This window comes from Amycolatopsis sp. NBC_00345, from assembly GCF_036116635.1.
Lineage (GTDB): Bacteria > Actinomycetota > Actinomycetes > Mycobacteriales > Pseudonocardiaceae > Amycolatopsis.
In genome coordinates this window covers 7,998,357-8,016,049 of the sequence record NZ_CP107995.1, presented here as the reverse complement: position 1 = coordinate 8,016,049, position 17,693 = coordinate 7,998,357, and the positions used below count along the sequence as shown (strand labels likewise).

The following is a 17,693-nucleotide window of genomic DNA, read 5'->3' as shown; positions in this document are numbered from 1 at the left end:
CGACTTGAGTAGTACCCAATCGTGTCGACGGTGCCCGCGCGATCGGTGAAACCCCTGAGCCGACCCTGAAATCTCCCTGGTTCCCGATTGACGAACCACGGTCGTCCGATGTGGACCGCCTGCGCTCAGGCGAGCCCCGGCCGGGCCAGCCCGGTCTCGTACGCCAGCACCACGGCCTGCACCCGGTCCCGCAGGTCGAGCTTCGCCAGAATACGGCCGACGTGCGTTTTCACCGTGGCTTCCGAAAGGAACAGGGACTCGGCGATCTCCAGGTTCGACATGCCCTTCGCGATCAGCACGAGGACTTCGCGTTCGCGGTCGGTCAGCACGTCCAGCTCGCGCGCGTCGCGGACCGGGGAACCGCCCGTGCCGACGAAGCGGTCCAGCAGGCGGCGCGTGACCGACGGCGAGACCACGGCGTCGCCGGAAGCCACCGCGCGCAGGGCCGACACCAGGTGGTCCGGCTGCGTGTCCTTGAGCAGGAACCCCGACGCGCCGCCCTGCAGCGCCGAATAGACGTACTCGTCCAGGTCGAACGTCGTCATCACCAGCACCCGCGCGGTGCCGGCCGCGACGATCTGCTTCGTCGCCTCCACCCCGTCGAGCACAGGCATGCGGACGTCCATCAGCACGACGTCCGGGCGCAGCTCCGCGGCCATCCGGATGGCCTGCGCGCCGTCGCCGGCCTCGCCCACCACGTCGATGTCGGCCTGCGCGCCCAGCACCATCCGGAACCCGACGCGCATCAGTTCCTGGTCGTCGACGACCACTACCCGGATCACGGCGCCAACCTAACCGGCAGGACCGCCCGGACCTGCCACCCACCGGCGGGCGCGGGGCCCACCTCCAGCGTTCCGCCGTACACGTTCGCGCGCTCCCGCATCCCGATCAGCCCATTCCCTCCCGCGACGGCCAGCCGCGGTGTCTTCTTCGACGACCCGGCATGGGCCGAGGCCCCCTCAAGCTGTTTCGCCCGCCCGGCGCCGTCGTCGAGGACGAGCACCTCCACCGTCTCGCCGTTTCGGCGCACGCGCACCTCGGCGCGCGCGCCCGTGCCCGCGTGCTTGAGCGTGTTCGTCAGCGATTCCTGGACGATCCGGTACAGCCCGAGCGAAACGCCGGCGGGCAGGTCGGCCAGGTCGTCGTCCACTTCCAGCTCCACCGGCACGCCGGCCGCGCGCATCCGCTCGGTCAGCTCGGCGAGCGCGCTCGCGTCCGGCTGCGGGACGCGGGGCTCGCCGTCGCCGTCGTCGTTGCGCAGCACGTCGAGCAGCCGCCGCAGCTCGCCCAGCGCGCCGCGGCCGGTCTCGGAGATCGTCTGCAGTGCGCGGCCGGCCAGGTCGGGGTTCGTGGGCAGCGCGAGCGAAGCGCCGTCGGCCTGCACCACCATCACGCTCACCGAGTGCGCGACGACGTCGTGCAGCTCGCGCGCGATCCGGCCCCGTTCCTCGGCGACGGCGATCCGCGTGGCCTGGTCACGCTCGGTCTCCAGCAGGTGCAGGCGCGCTTCCACCTCTTCGTCGTACGCCCGCCGCGCGCCGACGAACTCGCCGAGCGTCCAGCACAGCGCGAGGCCGAAGAGCGTGAACAGCGTCTCGCCGAACCACGTGCTGCTCTGGTCGGTGAGCATCTGCACGGTGTTCAGCACGATGAGCGCGCCGAGGTAGATCAGCCCCTGCTTGCGCCCGACGTACACGACGATCGTGTACAGGCTCATCGCCAGCGCCGCGACGCCCGAGATGCCGAGCTGAAGCGTGGTGTGCGCGACGCTGATCAGCAGGATCGCGTACGCCGACCACAACGGGCTCTTCCGGCGGAACGCCAGCGGCGCCACCATCAGCGCGTCGACCGGGATCACGACGAACCACGGCTGCGGCTGCAAGCCGCCCTCGGACAGCGCGCCGCTCAGGAAGAGGAGGAAGTCGATCAGGCCCAAGATCACGGCGAGCAGCGTGTCCCCCGCTATCGGGTGGGCACGCATCCACAAACTCAGCCTTCGCACGCTTCAACCCTAAGTCGGCGCGGGGCCACGGCGCGTCGCCCGCCGGTAGCACCTTCGGTGCGACCCGAGGATGACCGGCATGGCACGATTCGTCGGCGGACTTACCGAAAAGACCAGTCTGGAGGGGGCCGTGACGGCAGCGGCGGAGCAGGGGCGCCTCGCGGGCCCGCTGTCGATGTCGGTGGCCAACCTGTGCCACCGGCTGCAGTCGCAGGTCTCCCCGCGCACGGCCGCGGGGTTCGCCGAGGTGCTGCGCCGGCTGGGCGCGCCGTTGCAGGTGGCCGTCGCCGGGCGGATCAAGTCGGGTAAGTCGACGCTGGTCAACGCGCTGATCGGGCGCCGGGTCGCGCCCACCGACGTCGGCGAGTGCACCCGGCTCGTCACCCGGTTCCAGTACGGCACGGTGGACCGCGTCGAGGTCGTTTTCACCGACGGCCGCAAGCAGGTGCTGCCCTTCGCCGCCGACGGGTCGATCCCGGCCGAGCTGGGCGTGGACATCAGCGAGGTCTCGCACCTCGAGGCGTACCTGACCAACGCCGTGCTGCAGGGCATGACGGTGATCGACACCCCGGGCCTCGGCTCGCTCGACGCCGCGTCCGTCTCGCGCACCGAGCTGTTGCTGGGCGCCGCCAAACAGGGCGGTGACGGCGAGGATTCCAACGAGCTGGACGACACCTCGCGAAACGCCGTCGCGGGCGCGGAGGCCGTCTTATACGTCGTGACGCAGGGCGTGCGCGCCGACGACCAGCAGGCGCTCGCCGCGTTCACCGCCGCCACCGCGAGCCGCGAAGCGGGCCCGGTCAACGCGATCGCCGTGCTGAACAAGGCGGACACGATCGTCGCGGAGTCCGTGGAGGGCTCCGGCGGCGACGTCTGGAAGGCCGCGACGATGCTCGCGGAGAAGCAGGCCAGCACGCTCAAGCCGCGGGTGGCCGACGTGCTGCCGGTGATCGGCCTGATGGCCGAGTCCGCGGAGTCCGGCGGCTTCACCTCCGCCGACGCCGAGGCGCTGCGCCAGCTCTCCGAACTGGACGACGACGTCCTCGAAACGATGCTGATCTCGGCCGACATCTTCACCAGCTGGGAGTGCGACGTGCCCTCCGGCATCCGGTTGCGGCTGCTGGAGAAGCTGGACCTGTTCGGCGTCCGGTGCGCGGTCGACGCGATCCGCGCCGAGTCGGCCATCACCGCGGGCGCGCTGCGGCGGACGCTGCTCGACGCGTCCGGCCTGGACGCCGTGCGCCAGCGGCTCTCCATCGTCTTCGCCGCGCGCGCCGACGGGATCAAGGCCGCGGCCGCGCTCGCGTCCGTGACCGCGCTGGCGCACGCGTCCGGCGACGCGGGCGAGCGGCAACGGGTGCACGACGCCATCGAGGTCCTGCTCGCCAAGCCGGAGGCGCACGCGCTGCGGCTGCTGGAGGCGCTGACGCTCGTCGCTTCCGGCGCCGTCGACATGCCGGAGGACCTGTCGGAGGAGGTGCTGCGTGTCGGCAGCAACGCCGACATCGGCGCGCAGCTCGGCCTTCCGGGCGCGGCGCGGACGGAGCTCGCCGCGCACGCGCTGGAGCGAGCCGGCTGGTGGCGATCCTTCGCGTCGTTCGGCGCGACGCCCGCGCAGAGCCGCGTCGCGCACGTCGTCCACCGGGCTTATTTCCTGATCTGGCAACAGATCCGCGAGTAGCCGAGCCGACGAAGCCCCGGCCGTTTTCGGCGTAGGGTGGATTTCGTGCAACTGGAGAACACCACTTCGTGGCGGGCGTCCTGGGGGAGCGAGCATCAGATCGACCTCGCGTTGTACCTCCGCGATGTGCTCGCGCTCTCGGTCGACGACGGCCAGGTGCTGCCTCCGGTGGAGCCCGCGGTGCCGGTGCACATCCCGCCCGCCATCAACCGGGCCGAGGTGCAGGCGCAGTGGTCCGGCTGGTGGACCGACCTCCTGACGGCGCTGCGCGGGCGGAGCGAGCCCGGTCCCCGCACGCCGCGAACCCGCTTACGCCGTCCCGTGCCGGGCGACGGTTCGGCGATCGACCTCGCCGTCCAGCACTTCGCTCCCGCGGCGTCGCGGCACTTCGCCGCCGCGCGCGGCTCGGGACTGCGAGACGGCGCGCCGCTGTCCGCGCCCGGCTTCTACCGCCGCCACATCCTGGCCGGTGACCGGATGGGCCAGCTCGTCCGCGAGACGGAGGTGGACCTCGGCCGCCGCGCTCACCCGTTCCGGCTGTCGGTCATCGAGATCTCCGTCGCGGGCCGGATCTGGACCCGCACGGCCGAGGACCAGATCCTCGTTTCGTCCCGCTTCGCCGAGGACCCGCCGGCGCTTGAAGCGGCCATGCGCGCGGTGATCCGCGAGCTCGCCTGAGCTTCCCGCAAACGCTTGCACCTGGGGATTCCTTGGTCGTTTTTTGATAAACCGAGCACACGGTCTAATAATGGTGGCCATGGAAACCGTGCTCGACGAGCCGACCTGGGTGCGCCGCGGGTCCTGGATCGTCTGCCCCGTGGCCGGCGCACTGCTCGGCTGGCTGGTGCAGGCGCTGTCCGGCTGGGTGGCGTCGCTCGCCTGGTTCCCGGTGCAGGGGCCGTTCCGGCTGCTCGCGGGTGCGGAACAGCCGTGGCGACTGCTCGGCGCGCTGGCCGTCGGCGTCGTGCTGGGCATGGCGTTCGCCGTGGTCTGGGCGCGCGACCGGCTGGTGGTCACGGTCTCGCCCACCCGCGTCACGCTGGAGCGCGCCGGGCACCGCCGCCGGATCGACGCGGAGCTGACGGCCGTTTTCCTCGACGGCAAGAAGCTCGTGCTGCTCGGCACCGGCGAGCGCGAGATCGCCCGCGAGAGCACCGACCTCGACCGCGGTGAGCTGGCGGCGGCGTTCACCGGTCACGGCCACCCGTGGCTCGACGAGCCCCCGCCCGAGCGATGAGGACGGTCGACCCGGCGAAGCACGCCGCGAAGCGCCGCGCCATCCTCGACGCGGCCGCGGGCTGCTTCGCACGCGAAGGCTTCGAGAAGACCTCCACCGCGGCCATCTGCCGCGCGGCCGGGATCAGCTCGGGCAGCCTGTTCCACTACTTCCCCACCAAGCGAGCCGTGTTCGTCGGCATCTTCACCGAGGACACCCAGGACAACGCCGAGCTGCTCGCCGCCGCGGCCGCGCTCGACGACCCGTGGGCGGCCGTGCGTTTGGTGGTCGAGCGGCTGGCCGAGCCGCTGGTCGTCCCCGGCATCGTCCGGCTCGTGCTCGAAGCGGCCGCCCAGGCCGCGCGTGACCCCGAGTTCGCGGCGCTGATCCGGGCCAACGACGACCAGATGCGCGTCGGGCTCACCGAACTCGTGGCCCGCGGGGTCGCGGCTGGACGGCTCGACCCGGTGCTGGCGTCCGAGGATGCGGGCAACTGGATCTTCGCGCTCGTCGACGCGCTGCTGTCGCGGGCCAGCCTCGACCCCGGGCTCGACGTCGACCACGAGCAGACGGTGCTGCGGCTGCTGCTGGAGCGGCTCCTTTGTCCCGTTTCGCCCCCGAGTGGCGGCGATCTGCCCCAGACTGGTGGAATCCCGCCGGGCCGTCCGGGCGGCTCAGTGGACGACCAGGGGTGAGGGTTTTGGCTTGGTTTCGCAACAAGGAAGTCGATTCCGCCGACGACACTGACGCTGTCGACGCCGAGGGAACCCGGGCCGAGGAGGCTGCGTCGAACACCGGTGTGGATGTCGTAGCTGCCCCGAGTGACGAACTCAAGCGAGCGTTGGCCGACCGCCAGGCCCTCATCCAGCTCTGCCTCTACGCGCTGGACCGCGCCCGCAGCGGTGGAGTGGTCGAGCGGCTGGAGCACGGGCTGGCCGGCATCGGCGTCACCGCGCTGCGCCCGGACGGCGAGCGCTTCGACCCGGCCCGGCACGAGGCGGGCGGCGCGGTCACGACCGAAGACCCGGCGCTCGACGGCGTCGTCGCCGAGACCGAGGTGACCGGGTTCGCCGATCACGAGCGCCTGCTGCGCGCGCCGATCGTCACTGTCTACGCGAAGCGCGTCTCATGACCGCGCCCACCCTGCCCGCGCAGGTCCAGGCCGCGCGTGAGCAGCTGACGACCGTCGTCCGCGAGGCCGATCCGCAGGCCGCCAAATGGGTCGACGAGGTCCGCCGGGCGCGGCCGAAGAAGCCGTCCGTGGTGGTGGTCGGCGAGACCAACCGGGGCAAGAGCTCACTGGTCAACGCCCTGCTCGGGATGCCGGGACTGTCCCCTGTGGACGCTGACGTCGCCACCGCCACGTACCTGGTGTTCGAGCACGCCGGGGCCTGGGGCGCGTCGGCCTGTTACCCCGGCCAGCTCGCGTCCGTGCCGATCGACCTGCGTGAGCTGGTGAACTGGGTTTCCGCGACGCACGAGCTGCCGGCCGGGCAGATCCCGCCGCGTTACGTCGAGGTCAGCGGCCCGGTGCCGCTGCTGGAGCGCGTGACGGTCGTCGACACACCGGGTGTCGGCGGGCTGGACTCGCTGCACGGCGAGCTGGCCAAGGAAGCTGCGGCAGGCGCGACGGCGCTGGTGTTCGTGGTCGACGCGTCGGCGCCGTTCACCTCCACCGAGCTGCAGTTCCTCCGCGACGTCGGCGACCGCGTCGAAACCGTGGTGTTCGTGCTGGCCAAGGTGGACATGTTCCGCGGCTGGCGGGAGATCCTGGAGGCCGACAAGCAGCTGCTGGCCCAGCACGCGCCGAGGTTCGCCGACGCCGTCTTCCACCCCGTGTCGGCCCGCGTGTTCGAGACGGCCGCGAAGGCGCCGAACGAGCAGGTGGCCGCGATGCTGCGGGAGAAGTCCGGCATCGCGACGGTGCAGGTCGCGCTGCAGGAGCTGCTCGTCGGCCGTTCGGCCATGCTCGCCGAGGCCAACACGCTGCGGGCGCTCTCCAGCGCGCTCGGCGGGATCAAGGCGAAGCTGCAGGCGGAGAGCCGCGCGCTGTCCGCGGGCGAGGCCGAGGCGGAGCAGCTGCGCGAACGCCGTGACCAGCTGCAGGCCGAGCGCCGCACGTCGACCCGCGGCTGGCAGCTCAAGCTGCGCGGCGAGGTGCAGCGCACCCGGGTCGAGGTCGGCCACGAGAGCAGCCGCGAGATGCGGGACGCGCAGACGCACTTCCGCCAGCGCATCGATGCCGCGAAGCGGGACGAGCTGGCCGCGTTGCCGCAGCAGGTGGACATCGCGCTGCAGACGACGTCGCAGCGGATCTCCATGCTGCTTTCCCAGCGCCTCAACCACGTCACGAACGTGGCGTTGTCGGAGCTGTTTTCCGCCGAGGAGCTGGACGTGATCCGCGCGCAGTTCGCGCGGGCCGGCGGACCGCCCGTGGTGCTGCGCCCGCCGGACAAGAAGCCGCCGACGGCCGAGGACAAACTGCTCGTTTTCATGGGCATCTCGGGTGGCGTCGGCGGGGCCAAGATCGCCGCGCTCCCGCTGGCCGGCGTCGCCATCCTCAACCCGGTGGTGCTGCCCGCGACGATCATCATCGGCCTCGGCGCGGGCTGGTGGATGGCCCGCACCCGCAAACACGCGGCCGACAAGCAGCACATGAAGCAATGGCTGGTCGAGGCCATCGCCGACGCCCGCTCGACGCTCGACCAGCTCGTCGCCGAACAGCTCATCGAGGCGGAACAGCAGCTGTCCATGGCGCTCGACGAGGCCCTCACCCGGCGCATCGAATCCATCGAGGCCGAGCTGAAAGAGGTCGACAAGACGATCAAGATGGGCGCGCAGGAGCGGGCCAAGAAGATCGCCGTCGTCGCCAAGCGGCTCCGGGACGCCACCGAGGGCCGCGACCGGGCCGAATCCCTGCTCAGCCGCATCCGCGCGCTGCGTGACGCGGCTTCGGCAACGGCGTGATCAGGTTGTGGTCGGGAACCGAACCGGCCTAACGTGAGTCATACCGTTCGACAACGAAGCAGCCGGTGAGACCCGGTCGTAAAAGGGGGCTTTTCCCATGTGGGTCGACGAGAGTGGCGGCACCGACACCGACGCCGGCGGCACCGACGCGATGACGGTCCACGTCGACGGCCAGGAGTACCAGGCCGAGGTCAACTACGACACCGACCAGGACGGGGTGTCCGACACCGCGATCGTCGAGCACGACGACGGCACCGCGCAGGCGTTCATCGACAGCGACCACGACGGCACCGCCGACCACTACGCGGTGCTCGACTCGACCGGCCACGTCGTGGACCAGGCCGTGTACGACGAGGCGAGCGGCTCGTGGGTCGAGTCGGGTGGCGGCCACCCCGGCGGCACCGACTCGCACGGCCAGGACGACTCGACGAGCGGCCACATCCACGCCGACCTGCCCGACGGCGAGGTCGACGCCGGCGTCGCCACCATCGACACCGACCACGACGGCCACAACGACACCGCGGTCGTCGACACCAAGTCCGGCGGCACGATCGCGTTCACCGACACCAACGGCGACGGCGAGGCCGACATCGCGGTGCAGATCGACGCCGACGGCACCACCACCACGTTCGACCACACCGGCACCGGCCAGTGGACCGAGGCCGACGGCGGCAACGGCGCCACGGCCCCCGACCCGGTGGCCGCCGACCCCGCGGGCGACCACGCCTGGGGCGGCGACGGCACCCAGCTGCTCAACGGCGTCGCGAAGATCGACTCCGGCACCGGCCAGTGGATCAGCCCCAACTGACCCATCAGTAACCTGCATCACACCGGGCCCGGCACGCGTCAGCGTCGCCGGGCCCCTTCGCGTTTCCGGCGAGACGCCCTTCGGCCACGATTGCGACTCAGGCCACTCGAAAAGATTTTCGGTTATGGGCCGATCCAGTGACAACTGAATCGATTCCCTTATCGTTCTTGTGAGAGAACCGACAGGTCAGCTCTCGGTTACCTGCCGGTCATCCGGCTACAGTCGAGGAATCCCAAAAACCCGCACACCGGTCCGCCGCCGGTGTGCGAAGCCATTCGGTCGCCGGCAATGAAGCCCGCACCTGAACACAGTCGTTCGAGGTGTGGGCTCTTTTGTCGTCGGAAGTCAGGAGTAGAGATGACCGCAGTCGCCATCCCCGGACTGGACACCGCGCCGACGACGCACAGTGGCGTGCTGTCCTGGGTCCGGGAGGTCGCCGATCTGACCACCCCGGACCGCGTGGTGTGGGTCGACGGGTCCGACGAAGAGGCCGCCAGGATCAACGACGAACTGGTCGAGGCCGGCACCTTCGTGCAGCTGAAGGCCAAGCCGAACTCCTACTGGGCCACTTCCGACCCCGGTGACGTCGCCAGGGTCGAGGACCGCACCTTCATCTGTTCGGCGCGGCCGGAGGACGCTGGCCCGACGAACAACTGGACCGACCCGGCCGAGATGAAGGCCACCATGACCGAGCTGTACCGCGGCTCGATGCGGGGCCGCACGATGTACGTGATCCCGTTCTGCATGGGCCCGCTCAGCGATGAGAATCCCAAGCTGGGTGTGGAAATCACCGATTTCGCCTACGTCGTGGCGTCGATGCGTGTGATGACGCGCGCCGGCCGGGCCGCGCTCGAAAAGTTCGTCGGACCGGACGGCGCCGAGCGCGAATTCGTGCCCGCGCTGCATTCCGTCGGCGCGCCGCTCGAGCCGGGCCAGAAGGACGTCGCCTGGCCGTGCAACGAGACGAAGTACATTTCGCACTTCCCCGAAGAGCGCGCGATCTGGAGCTACGGCTCGGGTTACGGCGGAAACTCGTTGCTGGGCAAGAAGTGCTACTCGCTGCGCATCGCCTCGGTGATGGCGCGCGACGAGGGCTGGCTCGCCGAGCACATGCTGATCCTCAAGCTGATCTCGCCGCAGGACGAGGTCCACTACGTCGCGGCGGCGTTCCCGAGCGCCTGCGGCAAGACCAACCTCGCGATGCTGCAGCCGACCATTCCGGGCTGGCGCGCCGAAACCCTCGGCGACGACATCGCGTGGATGCGTTTCGGCGAAGACGGCCGGCTGTACGCGGTCAACCCCGAGTTCGGCTTCTTCGGCGTTGCGCCGGGCACCGACTGGCACACCAACCCGAACGCCATGCGCACCATCGAGCAGGGCAACACCGTGTTCACCAACGTCGCGCTGACCGACGACGGGGACATCTGGTGGGAGGGCATGGAGAACAAGCCCGAGCACGCCATCTCGTGGAAGCACCAGGACTGGACGCCGGACTCCGCGGAGAAGGCGGCGCACCCGAACTCGCGCTACTGCACGCCGATGTCGCAGTGCCCGATCCTCGCGCCGGAGTGGGACGACCCGAAGGGCGTGCCGATCTCGGCGATCCTGTTCGGCGGCCGCCGCAAGACCACCGTGCCGCTGGTGAACGAGGCCCGCGACTGGCAGCACGGCGTGTTCATGGGCGCCACGATGTCGTCGGAGACCACGGCGGCCGCGGCCGGCGCCGTCGGCAACGTGCGCCGCGACCCGATGGCCATGCTGCCGTTCCTCGGCTACCACGCCGGTGACTACTTCAAGCACTGGCTGACGCTGGGCAAGAACGCCGACGCGAACAAGCTGCCGAAGATCTTCTACGTCAACTGGTTCCGCCGCGGCGACGACGGCCGGTTCCTGTGGCCGGGCTTCGGCGAGAACTCGCGCGTGCTCAAGTGGGTCATCGACCGGGTCGAGGGCCGCGGCAACGCGGTCGAGACGCCGATCGGCTTCGTGCCGACCGCCGCCGACCTCGACACCGAGGGCCTGACCGAGCCGGCCGAGGACATCCAGGCCGCGCTGGCCGTGGACCCGGCCGAGTGGCGCGAGGAGCTGCCGCTGATCGAGGAGTGGTTCGAGAAGATCGGCGAGGTCCCGACCTCGCTGCGCGACGAGCTCGACGCGCTGGCCCAGCGTCTGGGCTGACTCCGGGCCGAGAAAGTCCGTTAAGGCCTCCTTACCCGCGTCCGACGCGGGTAAGGAGGCCTTGACGGCTTTCGGATCAGCTTGGTGCGCCGGGCGGGAAACTCCTCGGACCTGGTCGGTAGCGTGGGGTCATGACTGCTTCGGGGGCTAAACCGTTCAGGTTCGGCGTGAACATGCTGCTGCCGGACTCGCGTGACGCTTGGGTGGCGAAGTGCCGCCGCGTCGAAGAGCTCGGCTACGACGTGCTGAGTGTGGCCGACCACCTGGGCATGGCGCCGCCGTTCCCGGCGCTGGTGCTCGCCGGCGAGGCGACCAGCCGGGTCCGGTTGAACACCTTTGTGCTCAACGTCGGCTTCCACCGGCCGGCGCTGCTCGCGCGCGAGGTCACGGGCACCGACCGGTTCGTCGGCGGACGGCTGGAGCTGGGCCTCGGCGCGGGGTACGTGCAGGCGGAGTTCGAGGCGGCCGGCCTGGAGTTCCCCAGCCCCGGCCGGCGCGTCGACCACCTCGAGCACACGATCAAGGAGCTGAAGCGGCTCTACGCCGACCCCGGGCACCAGCCCGCGCCCGTGAACCCGGGCGGCCCGCCGCTGCTGATCGGCGGCAACGGCGACCGGATGCTCACCCTCGCCGCCGAGCACGCCGACATCGTCGCGTTCACCGGCACCACGAAGCCCCCGGCCGACGGGGTGTTCGTGCCGGCGACCCCGGACGAGGTCGAGGAGCGGGTCCGCTTCGTCACCGCCAAGCTGGGCGACCGGGCGGGCCAGGTGGAGTTCAACCTCCTCGTGCACTTCGTGGACGTGCGGGACGACCGGCAGCGGGCGCTGGAAGAGCTGCACGAGCGCATCCCCGGCGCGCCGGGCGTGGCGGAGCTGGCCGGCTCGCCGACGGTGCTGATCGGCACCGCGGAGGAGATCGCGGACCTGTTGGTGGCGCACCGCGAGCGGTTCGGGATCTCGTACTACACGGTGCTGGAGCCCCATCTGGAGGCGTTCGCGCCCGTCGTCGAGCTGCTGCGCGGCCGATGATCGACGCTCGCGGCATCGGTGTGAAGGCGGGTGACCTCTGGCTGCTCGACGACCTCGACTTCTCGGTCGACCCCGGTGAGTGCGCGGTGCTCGTCGGGCCCAACGGCGTCGGCAAGTCGACGTTGATGCGGTGCCTGTACGGCATGCAGGAGCCGCAGCGCGGGCGAGTGCGGATCGACGGCCGGAAGCCGGACGAGCGCAGTCTCGACTTCCGCCGCAAGGTGTCCGTGCTGTTCGACGACTCGGACTTCTTCGCCGAGCTGACCCCGGTGCAGCACCTGGAGCTGCTGGCCGGCTCGTTCGGCGAGGACCTCGGCGACTTCGACGCGCTGCTGGCCGACGCCGGCCTCGGCGAGCGCGCCCGCGTCACGGCCGGGCACTTTTCCGCGGGCCAGCGGCGGCGGCTGCTCCTGCTTGGCGTCACCGCGCGTCCACACCGGGTGCTCCTGCTCGACGAGCCGGAGCGCGCGCTGGACACGGCGGGCAAGGAGTGGCTGGTGGACCTGATCGGCCGGTCGACCGCGGCGGGCGCGGCCGTGGTGGTGGCCACGCACCACCAGCCGTTGCTGGACGCGGCCGACAGCGTGCTCGAACTGTGGTGAGCCTCGGCGTCCGCCAGCGGGTGCCCGGCCGCAAGCGGTTCGGCGGGGTGTTCAGCGGCGACAGCGCCACGTTTGTGCTGATCTTCGGTGGCGGCTTCCTGTTCACCGCGTTCTTCCGCACGGCGTCGTGGCATCGGGTCCTCTTCGGACAGTCCCCTGTGGACTATCCGGCGGTGCTGGGCCTGGTCCTGCTGTGCTGCGCGGTGGGCTGGCGCAGCCTGCTTCGCCGCGGCTTCGTGTGGGCCGAGCCGGCCGAGCTGACTTGGATGGACTTCGCCCGCGTCGACCGCCGCCGCGTGGTGGCGGCGCGGTTCGCGGGCGCGCTGACCGGGTTCGTCGCGGTGGTCGCCTACCTGGCCGCGCTGATGCTGGCCGTCGGCGGCGGCGGGGCGGACCTGTGGCGCGCGGGGTTCGCGTTGATCGTGGGGAGCGCGGTGCTGGTCTTCGCGACGGCGCGGCGCACCGCGTTGCGGGTCGACACGGCGGGCCCGCTGGTGCTGGCGGTCGCGGGGGTCGCGATCGCGGCGGCGCGCCTCGGGCCGTCGCCGGTGCAGTACGTCGGCGGCGCGGTGCTGCTGTGCGCGGTGGCGCTGGCGTTCGGCGGCGGGCCGGTGACGCGGGTGGGCCGCGCGGTGCTGCTCGACGGCTGGAACGCGCGGGTGCTGCGCTCGGTCGCGGTCACCTTCCTCGACCCGATGATGATGCTGCCGGAGTCGGCGCCGGCGGGCTCGTGGTCGCTGCGCCACCCGTCGGCGTTGCGGCTGGCCTGGGCGGGCGTCGTCGGCCGGTCGCGGTACCTGGGTGCGCTGCTGCTGGTGGCGCTCGCCGTGTCGGTCGGCCACGTCGCGGTGCCGACGCTGCCGGGCGCGGTGCTGGTGGGGCTCGGCGCGTACGTCGCGCTGACGCCGTTCGGCGCCGGGCTGGGCGTGCTGTGGCGCAACCCGGGCCGTCGGCGGTGGCTGGGCTCGTCCGACCTGGAGCTGGTGCTGACGCACGGCGTGGCGCTGGTGGTGGTCGCCGTGGTCTGGTCCGCGCTGCTCGGGGCGGGGCTGCTGGCGCTGGGCACGTCCGTGTCGGGGCTGGCGTGGGTGATGGTGCCGGTGGCCGTGCTGGCGGTGCTGCGGACGGTGACGCGCAAGCCGGTTGACTACAGCAGCGCGGGTTTCGTGGACACCCCGGCCGGTCCCCTGCCCGCGAACCTGGCGCGGCAGCTGTTCCGGGGCCCGGACCTGCTGGCGGCCGGGATCGTGGTGCTCTCGCTGATCGGCTGAGCCGGGCGCGGGGCGTTACGCTCCTCCCGGACGAGAGGAGCTCAGGTGGGCGGCGGACACGCACCGGGCACCGGGCGCAGGGCGACCAGCGAGTTCCCGCCCGGCTGGAGCGACGAGCAGATCATCGCGGTCGTCAAGGACGTCGCGAACGACCCGGGCGAGCCGAGGGCCCGCCAGTACAACGGCCGCTGGCGCTGCGCCGGCGAACGCTACGGCGTCCAGGTCGTGGTGCTGGTCGACGGCGAAGGTTTTGTCCACACGGGATACCCGATCGCGGGCCTCGGTGTGGTCCGCAACCCGGACGCCGCGCGCGACCCGGCGAACCCCACCGTCGCCGACGCCGCCGAGAACCGCATCAGCTACTTCATCGACAGCCTCCTGAGCCTGCTCGCCGACCGTCTCGCCCCGCCCGAGCTGACCCACTACCGCAGCCTCCAGTGGTCGGGTGAGTGGGAAGAACTGACAGATGCACTGGCGGCCCACATCACCGTCGCCGAACTGCCACTGACCCCGGACGAGCTGTCGGACTTCGAAAAGCTGCTGAACTCCTTCGACTTGCCGGTGAAGGATTGCTTGTACATCAACGATCGGGACCACATCTTGAACCGCCTGCGCGGCTGAGATTGTCGGCACTGCCCGGCTCCGCTGCGGTTTTCGACGCTGCCCGCATGGCCGAGGTTGTCGATACGGCCCGGCGTGGTTGGGGTTGCCCGCACCGCCTTGGCAGCGGCTGAAGTTGTCCACGCCGCCGTTGCTCACACCGCCCCGGCAGTGGCTGAAGTCGCCCACACCACCCGGCATCGCCTGGCGTTGCCCACACCGCCCTGGCAATCCCTGAGGTTGTCCACACCACCCCGGCAATGTGGATAACTCGGCCCCCCGTCGGCCGATCGCCCGGTTTCGTCGGCCCCTCCCGATAGACTGGGCATGGGACGCCCCCCAAGGGAGGGCGGGGGCATTTCCCCGGGCGTGGCGGGGCATTTCACAGTGAGGGCCACGGTCCCGGCCAGGTTGCTGGTGCTCGTCAGGGATGGATTTCGGGGAGACCCGACGGGAATCGGTACAGCATTTCTCGTAGTTGTCCGGCAGCGTGGTGCCGATTTCCCGGTCGACGAGGCCCAGTCGCGGCCCGTCTTGATTCCGTCGGTCCGGTGTGTGGCGTTGGCGAGGTCGTCGATCGGTCGCGTTGTCCGCGATCGGTTCGTGTTCGCTGGGGGCAGCCGCGACGGAGAGGATGGAGGCATTCCGGGGAGGCACTGCGCTCCTGGGAGGCACTGCGCCGGACAGGTTCGGCATCCGGGTTCTCACCGGCCGCCACACTCAACAGCGCCGTTCAGCTGGCTTGCGAGAACTCCCCCGCACCGGCTCCGGCGGCATCCTCATCGACGGAGCAAGCCTCGCGCAGCACGTCCAGTGGCATCCCCACCGCGTCCGCGATCGCGGCCACCGTGAAGAACGCGGGGGTGGGAATCCGCCCGGTCTCGATCTTCCGCAGCGTCTCCACCGAGATCCCCGCCTCGGCGGCGACGTCGACCATGCTCCGGGCGCCGCGGACAGCGCGCAGCGCCACCCCGAGCCGCTCACCCCGTGAGCGTTCCTCTTCCGTCAACGGCACCCGCACCATGCCCAGCAGTCTAGCCGAAAGTTATCCACCGCCTGTGGATAACTCTGTGCACAAGCTGTGGGAAAGTGGCTCCGCCAGGGGATAACCCGGTCGCGCCACAACACCTTGGGGCCGAAGACACCCGGCGCCACCGGTAGTGGGGCACCGCAGCGGGGCCGGATGGCCGAGCCGAGGCCGTCCGGCGGCCAGCAGTCCACGATCTTGTCCACAGCCTGGATCCCCGACCGTCCCCCGGAAAACACCGCTTCGTGACCTGCGCTGATCAAATCGATATCGGACACACGTGACGCCCGGGAGGCCGAAGTTCTAGGGTCAGCCCGATCGCGCGTTACGTGAGTGTTAGGTGAGGTTCGATGTCCACTGCCAAACAGGATGGGCGGGTGCGCGGGTTCCAGTTCAGCCCGTGGAACCTGTTGCTGATCATCCCACTGCTGATCCTGGTCACCCCGCTGTTCAACTTCGACGGCCCGCGCTTGTTCGGCATGCCGTTCTTCTACTGGTTCCAGCTCGCGTTCGTCGTGATCGGCGTGCTCTGCACCGGCATCGTCTACTGGGCGACGCGCAAGAAGCCCGGCAACGCCGCCGCCGACGAGCTGAGCGTGGACGACCTCGACGAGGGTGAGGTCCGATGACCATCCAGTGGCTCGAGCTGACGGTTTTCATCGTCCTCTTCCTGATCGTCACCGTGCTGGGCTTCGTGGCCTCGCGCTGGAAAGCCGGGGCGAACCTGGACCACCTCGACGAATGGGGCCTCGGCGGCCGCAAGTTCGGCTCGTGGATCACGTGGTTCCTGCTCGGCGGTGACCTCTACACGGCGTACACGTTCGTCGCCGTGCCCGCGCTCGTGTTCAGCGCCGGCGCGCTGGGCATGTACGCGCTGCCGTACACGATCGTCGTCTACCCGATCGTTCTGCTGCCCGCGCTGCGGATGTGGTCGGTCAGCCGGTCCCGCGGCTACGTGACGCCGGCCGACTTCGTCCGCGGCCGTTTCGGCTCGCCGACGCTCGCGCTGCTGATCGCGATCACGGGCATCGTCGCGACCATGCCGTACATCGCGCTGCAGCTGGTGGGCCTCGAGGCCGTGCTGCGCACGATGGGCATCAACGGCTCCGGCATCGTCGGCCACCTGCCGCTGCTGGTCGCGTTCCTCATCCTGGCGCTGTACACGTACCAGTCGGGCCTGCGCGCGCCCGCGCTGATCGCGTTCGTCAAGGACATCCTGATCTACATCGTGATCATCGTGGCGATCATCTACCTGCCCTCGAAGCTGGGCGGCTGGTCGCACATCTTCGACCAGGCGCAGACGCAGCTGGCCAAGCCGAACCCGGCGACCGGCAAGCCCGCGGGCTCACTGCTGCTCACCGCGAACAACCAGCTGCAGTACGCCACCCTCGCCCTCGGCTCGGCGCTGGCGCTGTTCCTGTACCCGCACTCGCTGACCAGCGTGCTCGCCTCGCGCGGCCGCAACGTCATCAAGCGCAACATGGTCGCGCTGCCCGCCTACTCGTTCGTGCTCGGCCTGCTCGCGCTGCTCGGCTACGTGGCGATCAGCGCCGGCGTCAAGCCGCTGACGAACAACGCCACCGGCAAGCCCGACGGCAACACGATCGTCCCGCTGCTGTTCGACTCGCAGTTCGCGCACTGGTTCGCCGGCATCGCGTTCGCCGCGATCGGCATCGGCGCGCTGGTGCCCGCCGCGATCATGTCGATCGCCGCGGCGAACCTGTGGACGCGCAACATCTACAAGGAATACATCCGCAAGGACGCCACGCCGAAGCAGGAGGCGAAGCAGGCGAAGCTCGCTTCGCTGGTGGTCAAGCTGGGCGCGGTGCTGGTGATCATCCTGATCGACCCGCAGTTCTCCATCGACCTGCAGCTCATCGGCGGGGTGCTGATCCTGCAGACGCTGCCGGCGGTCGCGATCGCGCTGTACACGCGGTGGTTCCACAAGGCGGGCCTGATCGCGGGCTGGATCGTGGGCATGGGCTGGGGCCTGATCATGCTGTACGGCATCCCCAACCCGGCCAACGGGAAACAGCACTTCGGCGGCTCGGCGCTGGCGATGGGCAACCTGTCGGTCTTCGGCTGGCACCCGTTCGCCGGCTCGACGATGCAGATCTACCCGGGCTTCGTGGCGCTGGTCGCGAACATCGTGGTCGCCGCGGTCGTCTCGGTGATCGCGCGACGGCTGAAGTGGCACGCAGGCACGGACGAGACCGAGCCCGAGGACTACCACGCCGACGAGCACGACAAGAACCTGCGGCCCATCGGCGTCCACTGAGGACAGTCCTGGACCAGGAAGGCCCCCTCGCC

At 70.6% G+C, this 17,693-nt stretch carries 17 protein-coding genes; 14 read left to right on the top strand and 3 right to left on the bottom strand.

All coding sequences use genetic code 11. The features are described from left to right. Positions 1-125: 125 nt before the first annotated feature. Both OG943_RS36205 and OG943_RS36200 read right to left on the bottom strand, forming a co-directional pair. On the bottom strand, positions 126-782 hold the full coding sequence (locus tag OG943_RS36205; protein ID WP_328605414.1) for a response regulator transcription factor: 657 nt from the start codon (positions 780-782) through the stop codon (positions 126-128). Continuing rightward, positions 779-1,966 (bottom strand): sensor histidine kinase, encoded by a 1,188-nt coding sequence (locus tag OG943_RS36200; protein ID WP_328612243.1) that lies wholly within the window; start codon positions 1,964-1,966, stop codon positions 779-781. Before OG943_RS36200 ends, OG943_RS36205 begins: the two co-directional genes overlap by 4 nt. Positions 1,967-2,177: 211 nt before the next feature. Between OG943_RS36200 and OG943_RS36195 the strand changes: the two genes are divergently transcribed. The 12 genes from OG943_RS36195 to OG943_RS36140 all read left to right on the top strand — a co-directional run bounded on the left by OG943_RS36195 (position 2,178) and on the right by OG943_RS36140 (position 14,377). Further along, complete coding sequence (locus OG943_RS36195) at positions 2,178-3,683, top strand: dynamin family protein (RefSeq protein WP_328612242.1); 1,506 nt, start codon at positions 2,178-2,180, stop codon at positions 3,681-3,683. Positions 3,684-3,728: 45 nt separating this feature from the next. Then, positions 3,729-4,361 (top strand): hypothetical protein, encoded by a 633-nt coding sequence (locus OG943_RS36190; protein ID WP_328605413.1) that lies wholly within the window; start codon positions 3,729-3,731, stop codon positions 4,359-4,361. A 79-nt stretch (positions 4,362-4,440) separates the two neighbouring features. Then, a complete protein-coding gene (locus OG943_RS36185; RefSeq protein ID WP_328605412.1) occupies positions 4,441-4,920 on the top strand; it encodes a YqeB family protein in 480 nt (159 codons plus the stop codon). Next, positions 4,917-5,594, top strand: coding sequence for a TetR/AcrR family transcriptional regulator (locus OG943_RS36180; protein ID WP_328605411.1), 678 nt, complete (start codon positions 4,917-4,919; stop codon positions 5,592-5,594). Before OG943_RS36185 ends, OG943_RS36180 begins: the two co-directional genes overlap by 4 nt. A gap of 5 nt (positions 5,595-5,599) precedes the next feature. After that, the gene (grpE, locus tag OG943_RS36175) at positions 5,600-6,031 is read left to right on the top strand and encodes a nucleotide exchange factor GrpE (RefSeq protein ID WP_442874617.1); all 432 of its coding nucleotides are present in this window, start codon (positions 5,600-5,602) and stop codon (positions 6,029-6,031) included. After that, complete coding sequence (locus OG943_RS36170; protein ID WP_328605410.1) at positions 6,028-7,866, top strand: dynamin family protein; 1,839 nt, start codon at positions 6,028-6,030, stop codon at positions 7,864-7,866. The genes grpE and OG943_RS36170 overlap by 4 nt, the downstream gene beginning before the upstream one ends. Before the next feature lie 97 nt (positions 7,867-7,963). Then, entirely contained in the window at positions 7,964-8,674 is a 711-nt protein-coding gene (locus OG943_RS36165) for a hypothetical protein (protein ID WP_328605409.1), read from the top strand. Positions 8,675-9,031: 357 nt separating this feature from the next. Then, entirely contained in the window at positions 9,032-10,852 is a 1,821-nt protein-coding gene (locus OG943_RS36160; RefSeq protein WP_328605408.1) for a phosphoenolpyruvate carboxykinase (GTP), read from the top strand. Positions 10,853-10,983: 131 nt separating this feature from the next. Further along, positions 10,984-11,883 (top strand): LLM class F420-dependent oxidoreductase, encoded by a 900-nt coding sequence (locus tag OG943_RS36155; protein ID WP_328605407.1) that lies wholly within the window; start codon positions 10,984-10,986, stop codon positions 11,881-11,883. Beyond that, positions 11,880-12,485, top strand: a complete 606-nt coding sequence (locus tag OG943_RS36150) for an ABC transporter ATP-binding protein (RefSeq protein ID WP_328605406.1) — start codon at positions 11,880-11,882, stop codon at positions 12,483-12,485. The genes OG943_RS36155 and OG943_RS36150 overlap by 4 nt, the downstream gene beginning before the upstream one ends. Next, positions 12,479-13,756, top strand: coding sequence for a DUF6297 family protein (locus OG943_RS36145; protein WP_328605405.1), 1,278 nt, complete (start codon positions 12,479-12,481; stop codon positions 13,754-13,756). The genes OG943_RS36150 and OG943_RS36145 overlap by 7 nt, the downstream gene beginning before the upstream one ends. A 45-nt stretch (positions 13,757-13,801) precedes the next feature. Continuing rightward, the gene (locus OG943_RS36140; protein ID WP_328605404.1) at positions 13,802-14,377 is read left to right on the top strand and encodes an EndoU domain-containing protein; all 576 of its coding nucleotides are present in this window, start codon (positions 13,802-13,804) and stop codon (positions 14,375-14,377) included. Positions 14,378-15,089: 712 nt separating this feature from the next. On the opposite strand, the gene OG943_RS36135 is transcribed toward OG943_RS36140, so the two are convergent. Continuing rightward, on the bottom strand, positions 15,090-15,380 hold the full coding sequence (locus OG943_RS36135; protein WP_328605403.1) for a helix-turn-helix domain-containing protein: 291 nt from the start codon (positions 15,378-15,380) through the stop codon (positions 15,090-15,092). A gap of 353 nt (positions 15,381-15,733) precedes the next feature. Here OG943_RS36135 and OG943_RS36130 point away from each other — a divergent pair, with 353 nt between their 5' ends. Next, the gene (locus tag OG943_RS36130; protein ID WP_328605402.1) at positions 15,734-16,012 is read left to right on the top strand and encodes a DUF3311 domain-containing protein; all 279 of its coding nucleotides are present in this window, start codon (positions 15,734-15,736) and stop codon (positions 16,010-16,012) included. Then, positions 16,009-17,661, top strand: coding sequence for a monocarboxylate uptake permease MctP (gene mctP, locus OG943_RS36125; protein WP_328605401.1), 1,653 nt, complete (start codon positions 16,009-16,011; stop codon positions 17,659-17,661). Before OG943_RS36130 ends, mctP begins: the two co-directional genes overlap by 4 nt. Positions 17,662-17,693 lie beyond the last annotated feature (32 nt).